Genomic DNA, 13,300 nt, shown 5'->3' with positions numbered 1-13,300 from the left:
CGTGAAGGAGACAAGATCATGGCCCTGAGCCGCACCTGGTGGGCAGCCATAGCACTGACGACTGCGGCCGCAGCCGGAACAGCCGGTTTCGTGCTTTCGGACTCGGACGAGGCCGCGCCGACCGCATCGTCCTCGACCTACACGATCTCGACGGTCGCCGATCCTTCCTCCACCGGAGCCACCCCGTCCACGACACCGAATGCTGCGATCGCGACGGCCTACGGAACGGGCTCCACCGACGTTGCCGGCGCTCTAGCACCTGGAGTCCCGTTCATCGACACCAATACCTGCGACGCATGGTTCGACGACTGGGACGACACGGTCCCCGATTTCGTCGAGGACTTCTACGACGAGTGGGACGATCGGTGCGACGATCTCCTCGACGACGATCATGACGACTGGGACGACGACGATCACGATGACTGGGACGATCGTGACGACCGGGACGACTAGAACTTGACGACGAAGCCCCGCACCGGTTTCCGGTGCGGGGCTTCGGTCGTTCTACGGGTGGTTACGCGAGGGTCCGCGCAATGCCACGCTCGAGAGCCGCGATGATCTGCGGACGCAATTCGGCGGCCGGCACGATCGCATCGACCGACCCGACCCGCTGAGCGCGCTGGATGTTGTGGATCGCCTCGAACTCTGCGGCGACCTCACCGAGTTTCTCCGACCGGACCGAGGTCCGCAGCGACGCGAGCTCGACACCGAGACGTGCTTTCTCTCCGTCCTCTGCCGCCGCGATCTGGGCTTCGAGTTCGACGACGCGCGAGTCGCTCGCCGTGCGCTTGTTCACGTCGCGGGTGAACACCACCGCCGCAGCGGGTGCACCACCGAGCACCGAGGCGAACGACCCCTCGACCGCGAGAACTTCCATGTTCTCGTTGAGCGCTCCGGAGAACACGACGAACGCGCCGCCGTGGTAGCGGGACACCACGACGAACACGATGGGTCCGTCGAAATTGACGATCGCACGGCCGATCTCGGCACCGTTCTCGAGCTGCACATTGCGCAGCGACTCGGGGGAGCCGTCGAATCCGGACAGGTTCGCGAGCACCACGAGTGGACGGTTCCCGCTCGCCGCGTTGATCGCGCGCGCAGTCTTCTTCGACGACTTCGGGAACAGCGTGCCCGAGGTCCACTGGTCCGGACCGTCCGTCGGGAACCAGCCCTTACGAGCGATGGCCCGCGACTCGATGCCGATGACGGAGACCGCGTGGCCGCCGAGGTGTGCATCGAACACGACCGAGGTGTCGGCGTCCGCCATGTCGGCCCAGCGCTCGAGCACCGCGTGATCCTGGTCGACCACAGCCCGCATCACTGTGCGAATGTCGAACGGCTTCTTACGGTCCGGGTTCGTCTCGGACGAGAAGATATCGCCCACGGTGGTGAAGTCGCTCGACGGATGCACGTGCGGGTAGACACGCACGTCGCGATCGATCGGGTCGCTCGACTCCGCCTTGCGGGGGAACCGTTCGCCCGGAGCGACGTATGCGTGGGCGTAGTGCCCGAAGAGCACCTCGATCGCGGCGGACAGGTTCGGGGCCCAGTACTGCGCCTGGCCGTTGGGGCCCATGACGCGGTCGTAGCCACCGATACCGAAGTTGTCCTCGGCAGACACACCACCGGAGTAGTCCAGCGACTGCTTACCGGTGAGCACCATCGCGCTGTCCGGCGTCATCACCAGGATGCCCTTGGTGTGCATGAGCATCGTCGCCTCGGCGTTCCAGTACGGCTGTGCGCCGACGTTGATGCCCGTGACCACGACGTTGATCTCGCCGCCGTTCTGCGTGAACGTGATGATGCGCCGCAGTGCACGCGACACCCAGTCCATGTTCTCGGTACCCGAGTCCATCGAGATCGTCGCACCCGACGACAGCGCAAACCATTCGACGGGGGCACCGAGCTTCTCGGCGAGGTCGACGGCGGCGACGACGCGGGAGCATTCCGCTTCCGCTACGGTACCGAGCGCCTTGGTCGGGTCCCCGAACATCGCGACACGGGTCATGCCCTCGGGGTACAACTCGGTCGCGGTGGTCACGACACCGACGATGAGACCGGCCTTGTTGCGACCGTACGGGCGGTCCACCGGAACCAGTTCGCCGGCCTCGTCGAAGTCGTATTCGACGAAGCTGCCGCCGTTGCCGGTGAGCAGCGGAATCAGCTCGTACGGGTACACGGTGTTGCGGGCGCGGGAGCGCTGCACCTTTTGGGTGTACTCGTCGAGCGGCTTGAGGGGTTCCTTCGGCGGATCGGTGAGACGCACGACCACACCGGCTCCCGAACGGTACGAGAACCGCAGCGCGACCTCACGCGCGGGTTGCTCCGGGTTCTCGCGGAGCCAGCCGATGACGGTGATCTCTTCGAGTCCTGCGCCGACGGTGAGCGGTGCGGCGTTCTGCGCGGTCCGGCGCAGCTCGTCGAACGTCAGGTCCACGACGGGCCAGACGAACAGCACGACGCGATTGGCGTCGAGCCGACGACCGCCGCGGGCCGCCTGCGCACGCCGCATGCCGTCGAGCGAACTCGCAAGCGCCCGCTCGAACGCGGGCAGGCCTGCGATCGCACCGGACTCGTCGCGCTGCGGCGTCAGATCCCGCACCTCGGCGAGAGCGATGAACCGCTCGTCGGACGGGTTCTCCTGCGAAACAATGTGATACAGGTACGTATCCGGGTTGGCAGGAAGGCGCGTGCCGTCGAAGTTCTTCAGGCGCCACAGGTCGAGACGCTGGCCGGTGAGCGGGTGGATGTCGCGGATGTTGGTCTCCTCCGCGTATCCCGTCTCGTAGGGGCGGAACGTGAAGACGTGCTCCTCGGCATTGTCGGTGTGGCACACCGTGACCGTCACGCGGCGCGCGGTTGCGGTGACCTCCCTCGCGGCCAGCGTGGTCTGCAACGCCTGTGCCTGCGCATCGGCGTCGCCGGGAGTGTCGTCCCATGCCAGGTAGAGATCGATGACGAGGTTCTCGGTGCTCGGCAGCGGCTTCGCGGCGTCCTCGACGGAAGCGAGCAGCGCGGCGAGATCGGAATGCTTGGCCTCGGCCGAGATCAGGTACAGCCGGGTGCCGCGCAGATCGAAGTTGCCGGTGACGAACTGGCGACCGTCGCGAACGTTCGACTCCACGTCCTCGAGGGTGCGGATCTTGTACGCGCGCCGCGTGATCACCTCGAGGAGCGGTCCGGGAACCGACTCGGGACGCGAAATCTGCTGCGCGAGCAGATCGATGAGGGGCTCCGGAGTTGCGACGAGCGCCTCGATCCGCTCCGCGTAGTCGGCGGAACTGTCGTGCTCGGCGAGGTAGGCGAGCGAACCGCGCACCCCGTCGTACACCTGCTCGCGAGCCTTCCGGATCACCGGCTCCTCGAAGAAGCGGTAGCGCAGATTGCGGGCTGTGTCACCGATGACGGGGAAGCGGACCTGCGTCGCGACGATGAGACGGTCGAGAACCTCGTTGAGTTCGCTCGACACACCGGACTCGCCGGTGCCGTGCTCGAGCCAGCGGTCGAGGAGTGCCGAGACCACGGGGATCTGCGCCTCGATGCGTTCCTGTGCGCAGAACAACCGGTAGACGGCCTCTTCGAGCTCAGGTGTGCGGTCGAGCTCGGTGACGTCGTAATGACGCAGGGCGCGCGAAAGACGTCCGCGGAAGCTCTCGGGCAGTCCGCCGACCTCGACGTCGAGCGACTGCAGATACCCGTGGAAGAACTCGCGGGGGCTGTGCACCTTGTCGTCGCTGTTCTCCTCGTCCTGCGTCGGACGGTTACGCGACAATTCGCACACGTCGGCGAACGTGGTGAGCAGAGCGAGCTCGGCCCGCACCAGGTCGCAGGACGCGGCCTTCGTGGTGAGTTGCTCGTACTCGCCGAGGAGGGTTGCGGTGCGCTCGGCGGATACGTCGTAGCCGGTGATCAATGCTCCGAGCCGGACGAGGCGAGCGTGGGCATCGGCAACGGCGTCGTCGGTCAACGCAGGTGCGGCAGTGGGGAACTGCACCCGCTCGACCGCAGCGGTCGTGGTCTCCTCGGCAACCTGATCGACGCGCAGCAGCGGAGCGCCGGCGTCGACCTGGCCGTTGACGACTGCGAGGATCTCGCGGACCTTGCCGGCGAACGGCGCGCGGACCGCGGTCTCCATCTTCATGGATTCGAGCACGACCAGCGTCTGCCCGGCCTCGACCTCGTCGCCCACTGCGACGGGCACAGCGACCACGACGGCCGGAGCGGGCGTGCGCACGACCCCGGCTTCGTCCTGGCTGATCTGGTGGCTGATGCCGTCTACCTCGACGAGGAAGTGTGCAGGTCCGGCGATCGAGACGACGTTGTGGCGCTTTCCGTCGAGTGTCAGACGCGTCTCGTATTCGCCGAGACGCTCGATGTCGACCTCGAGCTCGGAGTCGCCGGCGCCGATGCGGTATCGGTGCGGACCGATCTGCCCGACGAGCAGCTCGTAACCCTGGCCCTGGTAGCTCAGTTCGACCTTCCGAGTGCCGGTCTGGCCGGCGCGGGGGCGTCCACCGCGTGCGGAGGCGAGGAATCCGGCGCGGGCGCGGGCCTCGTCGGCGTCGTACACGTCGACCGCGGTCGCGAGGAGTGCGATATCGGCGACCTTGGTCGGTCCGGTGGCGGTACCGGCGCCGGTGCGGTCGAGCCAGCCGGTGTCGGCGCTGGCGTCGATGACCTCGTCACGGTTCAGCAGGTCCAGGAGGAACGACTTGGTGGTGGTGCCGCCGTCGAGGACCACGGTGGTTTCGCGGAGTGCCGTGCGGAGGCGGGCGAGCGCCTCGTCTCGGTCGCGGCCCCACGCGATGATCTTGGCGACCATCGAGTCGTAGTCGGGCGGGATCACGTCGCCCTGGGCGATGCCGGTGTCGACGCGCAGACCTGAGCCGAGCGGGAACTTGAGCAGCTGCACGGTGCCGGGGGCGGGAGCGAAGCCGTTGTCGGCGTCCTCGGCGTTCAGGCGGGCCTCGACCGCGTGACCGAACTCGGGTGGGCAATCGCCGGGGAGCTTATCGCCGGCGGCCACGAGGATCTGCAGTTTGACCAGGTCGATGCCGGTGGTCGCCTCGGTGATCGGATGCTCGACCTGCAGACGGGTGTTGACCTCCAGGAAGGTGAAGATCTTCAGGTCGGGCTGGTACAGGTATTCGACTGTGCCCGCACCGCTGTAGCCCGCGGCGCGGACCAGGTCGGCGGACACCTTGCGGAGCTCGTCGGCCTGTTCCTTGGTCAGCAGCGGGGATGCGGATTCCTCGATGACCTTCTGGTTCTTGCGCTGGATGGAGCAGTCGCGCACGCCGGGCGCCCACACGTTGCCGTGGTGGTCGGCGATGACCTGCACCTCGACGTGCCGAGCATCGGTGACGAGACGCTCGATGAACACGACCGGGTCGCCGAAGGAACGCTCGGCCTCACCCTGGGTGCGCTCGAGGGCGAGTTCGAGTTCGTCCTCGGCGTAGACCTTGCGGATACCGCGTCCACCGCCGCCCGAACGGGCCTTGATGATCAGCGGGTAGCCGATGGCCTGGGCGTGGCGGCGTGCATCGGCACGGTTCTCGACGGGACCGCCGGACCACGGAGCGACAGGCACGCCGACCTTCTCGGCGAGGAGCTTGGCCTCGACCTTGTCGCCGAGCAGACGCATCGCGTCGGAGGACGGGCCGATGAAGGTGATGTTCAGCCGGGCGCACACGTCGGCGAAAGTGGGGTCCTCGGCGACGAAGCCCCAACCGACCCACACCGCGTCGGCCTTCGCTTCGGTCAACGCGCGCTCGAGCTCGACGTAGTCGAGGTAAGGGGTTGCGGCTGTCGTGGACGGCCGAAGGGTGACACCCTCGTCGGCCTGACGCACGAACATGGCCCGTCGCTCGGCCTCGGTGTGCAGCGCGATCGTCGTGATGTCGTAGTTGTGCTCGGAGTTCAGCTCCCGGACTGCCCGGATGAGGCGTACGGCCGCCTCACCCCGATTGACCACTGCGATCCGTTTGAACATGCTCGTTGCCACCGTTCTCCATGGTTTGTGCGCAGTACCGCGCTCGTCGAAGCCCAACCCCGATGAGGAAGCCAAGTTAACCGAATGCTCGTCCCGCGTCACGGGTTGATAACGCGGCTGGGAACATGTATCGGTCGGCTCCTCGTGGTTGACGCGGGCATGCGTGTCGGTCCCCTGCCCTGTGGGCCCCTGCCCCAGGGCGCCGTCGGGCGGTTCGGAGGGATCCTGCGTGAAGCCCGCGGTTGCCGATGCGACAACGCCCCCTGCTTCGGATGATCCCTCCGGGTAACAGCATGGAGGAAACATGAGGCTTTGTCACGTTTTGGCGATCGGTGACCGGGAGTGGCGAGCGGCGCTCGTCGTATCGATGGGAGATGTTGCGGGGCAGGGCTTCCTGGTCGGGTCGACGGAGCGGGTGGCCCTATCGGGATGGGCTGCGTACGACGTACTGCGGGGTAACACCGGCGGGTAACTTGGAGACGGTCCGGGGTGTCTGTGCGCAATTTTGAACGGAAACGCTGTGACACAACGGAATTCGATACTGCTGGAGGGTTGGGACGACACTCGGTGACGGAAGGTGCGCACTTTTCGGAGATTTCCCGTGTGACATCCATCACCGCAGATCATCGGCGCCTTCGGTGGAGTGGCGCGGTGGAGTGGCGCGGCGGTATGTCCCTTCCTTACCTGCCTCGTGGGTACCCTGGGCCGAAACTGGGGAGACCGCTGTACCCGCCGATGTCGGTGAACTCTGGAACAGTGGAGGTCGACAGTCTCCGAGGAGGTCACGATGACCGAGCCCGACCAGTCGAGAGTTCCCGTGGAGTTCGCGACCCGACTCGAACGCCGCGAGCGCATCGCCGCCCAGGTTCGACGGTGGTGCGAACAGTGCTGCATCGACGTCCGCCACGACCCGTTGTCCGACGACGCCGCTGTCGCGATCGCATCCGGGTACCTCGACGAACCCGCCAGAGCGGTCCTCGCTGCCCGCAGGGGTCTCGCGCGGCGAATCCCGGATGTGGGCGGGTTCGGAGAGCTCCGGCGCCTGACCGACGAGCGGGAGAAGTTTGCCGCTCGTGCCGCGGCGCAGCGCCCCGGTGTGTCCCGGCTGATGCTCGAGCATCGGGCGAGCGAGATCGACAAGCGAATCCGGTCGGCGCGGCAATCGATAGTGCATTCCCCGGCGCACTACGCACAGGGGGTGCGTGCCGTGCGTCGCGAACGCCGCGACGGCATCCACCTCGAACTCGAGCAGCGTGAGGCGTTGTTCCGGGCGTTGCAGCGCACACCCGCTCCGATGCCGGTTGCTGCGGTGGACCGCGCCCGCGACACGCTGCTGGGTATCGCGAGCGACCGAGTGGGACGGTGGTCCGAGCGCACGCCCGTGGCGGACGCGGGACGGCGCGCCGCCGAGGTACTCGCCCGGCAGGCCCCGGGCGAGGCCGATCGCTTCGTCGATCGCTACGACACCCTGCTGTTTCTCGCGGGGACCTTGTTCGACCGGATCGAGTCGTCGCCGGCATGGCATTCCGAACACCTCGCCGTGCAGCGATCACAACTGAACCTCACCGACGAACTCGTCCAGATCGCCACCGACGCGATCGCGCTGCGAGGCCTCCTCGCCGAACTGGACGATGCGATCAGCACCGCGCCGGGCGCCCGAGCGGGGCTCGAGTCCCGGATCGTGGCGCTGGACCCGGTCTGGGAGCAGCTTCTGGACCGGGTCGCGGCGCTCGCTCGTATCGGGGAGCTTCTCCGATACGCCGACGGGCGGATGGCCATGGTGGAGGTTGCGCACCGTGCGGCGAGCCTCGACGAGCGGATCGACGACCTCATCGGGCGATCCGGCGCGCGCGAGCTTTCGACCGACAACACCAATTTCGTCGGCGATCAATTCGGTGGTGCCGCGGAGTCGATAGGCGTGCTGCAATCCGCGCTTCTCGGCGACATTGCGGAGCTGACGGCAAAGGACTGACGTCGGGATTTGTGAATGGGCACAAGGCCGAATTATGTGTTGCGTATAGGTCGGATTCGGCTTCGATAATAGTGAGCTGCACCACTGATCAACTTCTTGTTCGGTGTTAGCGTCCGTCGCGTTCGGGTGGGGGGACAAAAGTGACGCGAGGGGCAGAAGTGACATTTCGCAGGGGATTGAAATTGGCCGCACTCGGTGGTGTGGCTGCGGTGATTTTGGTGGGTTGCGGCTCCGGAGGCACTGTGACCGTGGTCGATGATCCGAAATTGGAATCGGAGTTCGACTCGGTTCTCACGTCGGGACAGCAGCGGAGCCTCGGTGAGATCACAGAGGCAGGTGGGCTCGACAGCGACTCGTGGGACCGGATGTATTACTTCAGTGCGCCGCTCCTCATGAGCGAGATCAATCGGTCGCTCGGTACCGAAGGTGCGGTGTGGGAAGGGCTTCCCGGCGACGAGGCGAAAGGCATTCTCGTGTTCACCTCGGGTGATGACGTCGTAACTGCCGTGATCGACCACAAGCCGGCAGTGTTGCTGTCGGGATACGCGACCGCAGAGTCGATGGTGGGTCCTGACCAGGCAATCGCGGACTACGAGCGCGTCGCAGTGGAGTCGCGGGGGCACTGAGCTGGTCCCGCGTCGCCTTTGTCCATATTCCGGTGTAGTTTGCTGCAGCGACGTGTAGCAATTTTTTCCGGAGGAGTGCGCTGGTGGCGCGGGTAATCGCGACAATCAATCTCAAGGGTGGCGTCGGCAAGACCACGACTACGGCCGCTCTGGGTGAGTTCATGGCCGCTGAATTCGGTCAGCGGGTCCTGCTCGTGGATCTCGATCCGCAGACCAATCTCACGACGATGATGATCGGAGAGGAGCGGTGGCGGGAACTCAACGAGCTCGGCCGTACGCTTGCCACGCTCTTCCATCGTGCTGTGGATCCGGACGCCGACGCATTCGACATCGAGAAGGCATTGCAGCACGACGTTTCACCCGTGACAGCGGTGCGCGGGGTCGATCTTCTCGCGTCTTCGCTGGATCTCATGGAAATCCAGGAAGGCCTGAGCTTTCAGCAATACGCCGATCCCGAATCGCATCGGCCGATCGAGGTCCTGCACTCCGCGCTCGACCGGATCGGCGACGACTACGACTACATCCTCGTCGATTGCCCGCCGAATCTCGGGATGCTCACCCTCAACGGACTCCGCGTCGCGGACGGCTACATCGTCCCCACGATTCCGGACATACTGTCCACGTACGGGATTCCGCAGTTGCAGCAAAGGGTGGAGAAGTTCTCCGACCGCACGGGTCATACGATCCGTGAGCTCGGCCTGGTGATCACCAAGTACCGCAGCGCATCGAGTCTGCATCGCACGATTATCGAGCAACTTCAACGCGACGACAGGATCGCCAACGTCGTTCCCGCGTGGATTCCCGAAGCGAACCAGATCGCAGCGTCGGCAGAGTTCGTTCCGTACGGCACTCTCAAACGCAAATACGGTGGCGCAGGACAGTTCGATGCCCTGCGCATGCTCACCGAGACGATTCTGATGAATGCCCAGGTGTACTTGTGAGCACGGGTGGTCTCGACAGCAACTCTGGTTCCGGCAGCGATGTGTCCGACGCCCGGTTGCGGGTTCAGATCGGGGAGGCGAGTGCCGCGCTGCTTCGCCTGAACAGCACTGCTCCGAACGCAGCGGGGTCGCTCGTCGCGCTCGTTCGGGTGATTGCGGACGAAGCCGCACGCAACAAACGATTCGCCAACGCGATCGCCGGTGCGCTCGGGCCTGCAGCCGCGGCCGGAAATGTGGTTCCTGCCCCAACCCGGCAGGCCCCAGCCCGGCAGGCCCCGGCTCGGCGTGCCAAGCGTGCACCCGGCCCGTTCGACCCGTTCGAAGTGTTCCGTGACGGGGGAGAAGCGGGTCTTCGCGACAAGCTCGCCTTGCTCGATGTCGACCGGTTGAAGGACATCATCGCAGAGCACGCGATGGACTACGACAAGCTCGCGATGCGCTGGCGCACCCCGTCCAAGCTGCAAGAACGCATCGTCGATCGTGTCAAGGCGTTGTCCACCAAGGGCGATGCCTTTCGGTAACCGGTACGGGGACTATCCGGCATCCGGTATGTAACCGTATGGTTGGCCCATGGAAGAGTCAGCCGACAGGGGCGTCCGGGCGTTTGTCACCGATGTCGTTCAGCGAGGCGGAAGTGCTACACAGCTGAAGGGCTCTCGTTCTGTGCGGGTCAAGGGGGTGGACGGGCGCAGTTGCGTCGTCCGGGTGCGGTCGACCACCAGAGATCAGTGGATGGCGCGCCGGCAGGACGGCACACCGGGCAGCGATCCGACGGGGTCGTCGTACTGGGTGTTCGTGGATCTGGGCAAGGAATATCCCGAGTTCTACATGGTCGAATCCGACGAGGTGGAATCAGGCATCGCGGCAGACGTCGAATTGTGGCTCGCCGAACGTCCCGGTCGTGTACCCACCGGCAGTCATCCGATCCCGATGAGCAGTATCGCGCACGGGCACGACCGGTGGGATTTGCTCAACCTCAACCGAGTTCGCGATTCCCGTCATAGCAAGGAAGTGTTGCGGCCGCGTACTCGGCCGGCGAAGGCGACCAAGCCTGTGGCCGAACCCGAATTCGTCGACCCCAGAACGGCGATCGTCGCGGACTTCGGCGGATATCGGATCCAAGCGCGCTTCGACCAGGAGAACAGCAACGTCGAGATCACCCGCGGACCGATGGAAGGCCGTCGATTCAGCCATCCCACCACCGCGGCGAACGCGGTCACGAAGTTCGTCAGCGATGACGACGCCGAATATGATGGCTGGACCTTCTGGCGTCTCGACGATCAGTCGGGTGATCCCCTCGGAAAGCGACTGTTGCACAGCGGATAAGCGACTCAGTTCTTGCGCTGCATCCCCCACTCGATGGCGGGGCAGGTGTCCATGACCATCGCAACCCCGGCGTCGATCGTCCGCGCGAAGGCGTCCTCGTCGATCACGCCGAGCTGGAACCACACGCCCTTCGCACCGATCCTCACGGCCTGATCGGCGAACTCGCCGGCGGCGTCGGACCGGCGGAACACATCGACGACGTCGATGGGGAACGGTACGTCGGCGAGGGTCGCGAAGCCCTGCTCGCCGAAGACCGTCGGAGCTTTCGGGTGGATGGGCACCACCCGCTTCCCACGCTCGCGGAGCAGCTTCGCGATGCGGTATGCGGTTCGGTTGGGGTCGCCCGAGAGGCCGACCACTGCCCATGTCGCGCAGTCGTCGAGCATGAGGGACACGGAGTCCGGGTTCTGCCATGCGGTGCTCATGTTCTCCACGGTACGTACGGGTCGCGGAGTAGGAGTCACACTCCGCAGAATGCTGCGGTCTGCTGTGGGGGAACCGCGTCGAGCAGTGCTTGCGCGGGCGCACTCAGAGCAGGGTCGTCTGCGAGCCACGCGACGGCCGGGCAGTCTGCGAGCCGGTATCCGTGTTCGGCGGGGGAAGGCGCACCTTCGGTGAACGCGCCGAGGACGTCATCCGTCAACTGGCTCGCCGACCCGTATACCGACGCGGCGACGGAGAAATCGGGCCCGAACGACGCCGATGCGTGGAACGAGCGGTCGTCGCTCCAACCCCACTTGGTGCCGATCACCCCGGCGAGCAACGCGGTGCCGAAGTTCTGCGGGTAGCCGTCGGCTGCGGTCTCGTGGGCGGAGGCCATCGCGCCCAGTACGGGGGATCCCGGGTCGGTGCGCTTCTTCGCTTCGAGGTAGGTCACCATGTCGTGCGTCGATGTGGTTCCGAACCCCCAGTACCCGGGCACGTGGGTGTCGACGAGACCGAACTCGGCGGCCGTCGTGGAGATCGCCTGCGGGTATTTCGCATGCAGCCGGTCGGCGATCGAATCGTCCGGCGCCCGGATCATCTCGACGGCGTCGGCTTGATCGGCCGGATCACCTTGCCGAACAACATATTCGGCGAGGTACAGCTTGACGATGGAGACCCCGGCACGCGACTCGTGCTCGTTCGCAGTACCTGCGCGCGTACCGGACGGCGTGTGTGCGAACGAGATCTGTGCGGCGTTCGGTGCCACGATGGTGCCGTTGCCGTCGACGATGGGAGTGGGCGCGGCTGTCGCCGTCCCCGCTGAGGCCAGGGCGATGGCGGCTGTTGCGAGGAGAACTCTCGCCGAGGTTCGCATGGGCACTGATGTTACCGGTGTCGGCGGTGGGTTCGGATCCCAGTGAGCCGAACGGTCGACGCGTCGCGGTCGCGTTGGAAAGCTGCGTGGAGGCATTGAACGACGACCCAGGAGCCTCACATGACCCTCAGCGAACTCGAGCGCCCGGTAGCAACTGCGGAGGAGATCTACCGCGCCGGAGGAATCGTGGTCACCAAGCTCGGAGAGAACATCGGCGCCCGGATCGATGGGGTGAAGCTGTCCGGCAATCTGTCGTCCGAGACCGTCGAAGCCATCCGTTACGCGCTTGCCGTGAACAAGGCGATCGTCTTCCAGGGGCAGGAGCATCTCGACGATGAGGGCCAGTGGGCGTTCGCGGGTCTTCTCGGTCAGCAGACGCAGTCGCACCCGACGGTGCATTCGAAGGGGAAGCGCCTGCTTCCGATCGAGGGCGCCGCGAACAGCTGGCATACCGACGTCAGCTTCGTCGATCGCATCCCGAAGGCGTCGATCCTGCGAGCCGTGACCCTCCCGCCGTACGGGGGTGCGACCACGTGGGCGTCGACGACCGCGGCCTACAACCAGCTTCCGGATGCGTTGAAGTCGTTGGTCGACAACCTGTGGGCACTGCACACGAACCTGTACGACTACGCGGAGAAGCTGGATGCCGGAAGCACCGATCCCGCTCTCACCGACGAACGCAAGCAATATCAGGACGAGTTCCGCCGCAACACCTACGAAACAATCCATCCCGTCGTCCGCGTTCATCCGCAGACGGGGGAGCGCACCTTGCTCCTCGGGCACTTCGTCAAGGAATTCGTGGGGTTGAAGTCGTCCGAGACGACCGCGCTCCTGCAGCTCTTGCAGGCGCGAGTCACGAAGCTCGAGAACACCTTCCGCTGGGCCTGGTCGCCGGGTGATGTCGCTGTGTGGGACAACCGCGCCACCCAGCACTACGGAATCGCCGACTTCGGCGACCACACCCGTCGCCTGCACCGGATCACGCTCGCGGGCGATCTGCCGGTCGGGGTCGACGGCACCGGGAGTCGTGTGGTGCAGGGGGACGCATCGGAGTACTCGGTGGTCGAGACCCCGTCGCGCCTGCCGGGCTTCGAGAGCGCCTGACATCGGTGCCGGAAATGCTGGTTGATGTACCGAAATATC

General features: G+C 65.7%; 11 protein-coding genes. 8 read left to right on the top strand and 3 right to left on the bottom strand.

Annotated elements, in window-relative coordinates:
• Window positions 1-18 precede the first annotated feature (18 nt).
• Complete coding sequence (locus EV641_RS07545) at window positions 19-453, top strand: hypothetical protein (protein ID WP_132471330.1); 435 nt, start codon at window positions 19-21, stop codon at window positions 451-453.
• A gap of 61 nt (window positions 454-514) precedes the next feature.
• Here the strand turns inward: EV641_RS07545 and EV641_RS07540 are convergent, their stop codons facing one another.
• On the bottom strand, window positions 515-5,992 hold the full coding sequence (locus EV641_RS07540; RefSeq protein WP_132471387.1) for a carboxyl transferase domain-containing protein: 5,478 nt from the start codon (window positions 5,990-5,992) through the stop codon (window positions 515-517).
• 304 nt (window positions 5,993-6,296) lie between these two features.
• Between EV641_RS07540 and EV641_RS29170 the strand changes: the two genes are divergently transcribed.
• From EV641_RS29170 to EV641_RS07515, 6 genes are all read left to right on the top strand, one after another.
• Window positions 6,297-6,464: a hypothetical protein gene (locus EV641_RS29170; RefSeq protein ID WP_158289135.1), complete on the top strand. Its 168-nt coding sequence runs from the start codon at window positions 6,297-6,299 to the stop codon at window positions 6,462-6,464.
• A gap of 315 nt (window positions 6,465-6,779) precedes the next feature.
• Entirely contained in the window at window positions 6,780-7,964 is a 1,185-nt protein-coding gene (locus EV641_RS07535) for a hypothetical protein (RefSeq protein ID WP_132471329.1), read from the top strand.
• 158 nt (window positions 7,965-8,122) lie between these two features.
• Window positions 8,123-8,590 carry a hypothetical protein gene (locus EV641_RS07530; protein WP_241996902.1) on the top strand — a complete coding sequence of 156 codons (468 nt, stop codon included), beginning with the start codon at window positions 8,123-8,125 and terminating at the stop codon, window positions 8,588-8,590.
• Window positions 8,591-8,673: 83 nt separating this feature from the next.
• Entirely contained in the window at window positions 8,674-9,531 is an 858-nt protein-coding gene (locus EV641_RS07525; RefSeq protein WP_054720294.1) for an AAA family ATPase, read from the top strand.
• Complete coding sequence (locus EV641_RS29410) at window positions 9,528-10,052, top strand: hypothetical protein (RefSeq protein ID WP_199233173.1); 525 nt, start codon at window positions 9,528-9,530, stop codon at window positions 10,050-10,052. The genes EV641_RS07525 and EV641_RS29410 overlap by 4 nt, the downstream gene beginning before the upstream one ends.
• A 49-nt stretch (window positions 10,053-10,101) precedes the next feature.
• Complete coding sequence (locus EV641_RS07515) at window positions 10,102-10,857, top strand: hypothetical protein (RefSeq protein WP_054716405.1); 756 nt, start codon at window positions 10,102-10,104, stop codon at window positions 10,855-10,857.
• A gap of 5 nt (window positions 10,858-10,862) precedes the next feature.
• Here EV641_RS07515 and EV641_RS07510 read toward each other — a convergent pair whose 3' ends face one another.
• Window positions 10,863-11,282 carry a CoA-binding protein gene (locus EV641_RS07510; RefSeq protein WP_054716408.1) on the bottom strand — a complete coding sequence of 140 codons (420 nt, stop codon included), beginning with the start codon at window positions 11,280-11,282 and terminating at the stop codon, window positions 10,863-10,865.
• Between the two features lie 35 nt (window positions 11,283-11,317).
• The gene (locus tag EV641_RS07505; RefSeq protein ID WP_241996901.1) at window positions 11,318-12,157 is read right to left on the bottom strand and encodes a hypothetical protein; all 840 of its coding nucleotides are present in this window, start codon (window positions 12,155-12,157) and stop codon (window positions 11,318-11,320) included.
• A gap of 120 nt (window positions 12,158-12,277) precedes the next feature.
• Here EV641_RS07505 and EV641_RS07500 point away from each other — a divergent pair, with 120 nt between their 5' ends.
• Entirely contained in the window at window positions 12,278-13,261 is a 984-nt protein-coding gene (locus tag EV641_RS07500) for a TauD/TfdA family dioxygenase (protein WP_132471328.1), read from the top strand.
• The last annotated feature ends 39 nt before the right edge of the window (window positions 13,262-13,300 follow it).

It is taken from the genome of Rhodococcus sp. SMB37 (genome assembly GCF_004345605.1).
Taxonomy (GTDB): Bacteria; Actinomycetota; Actinomycetes; order Mycobacteriales; family Mycobacteriaceae; genus Rhodococcus.
This window is presented reverse-complemented; position numbering and strand designations above follow the sequence as displayed.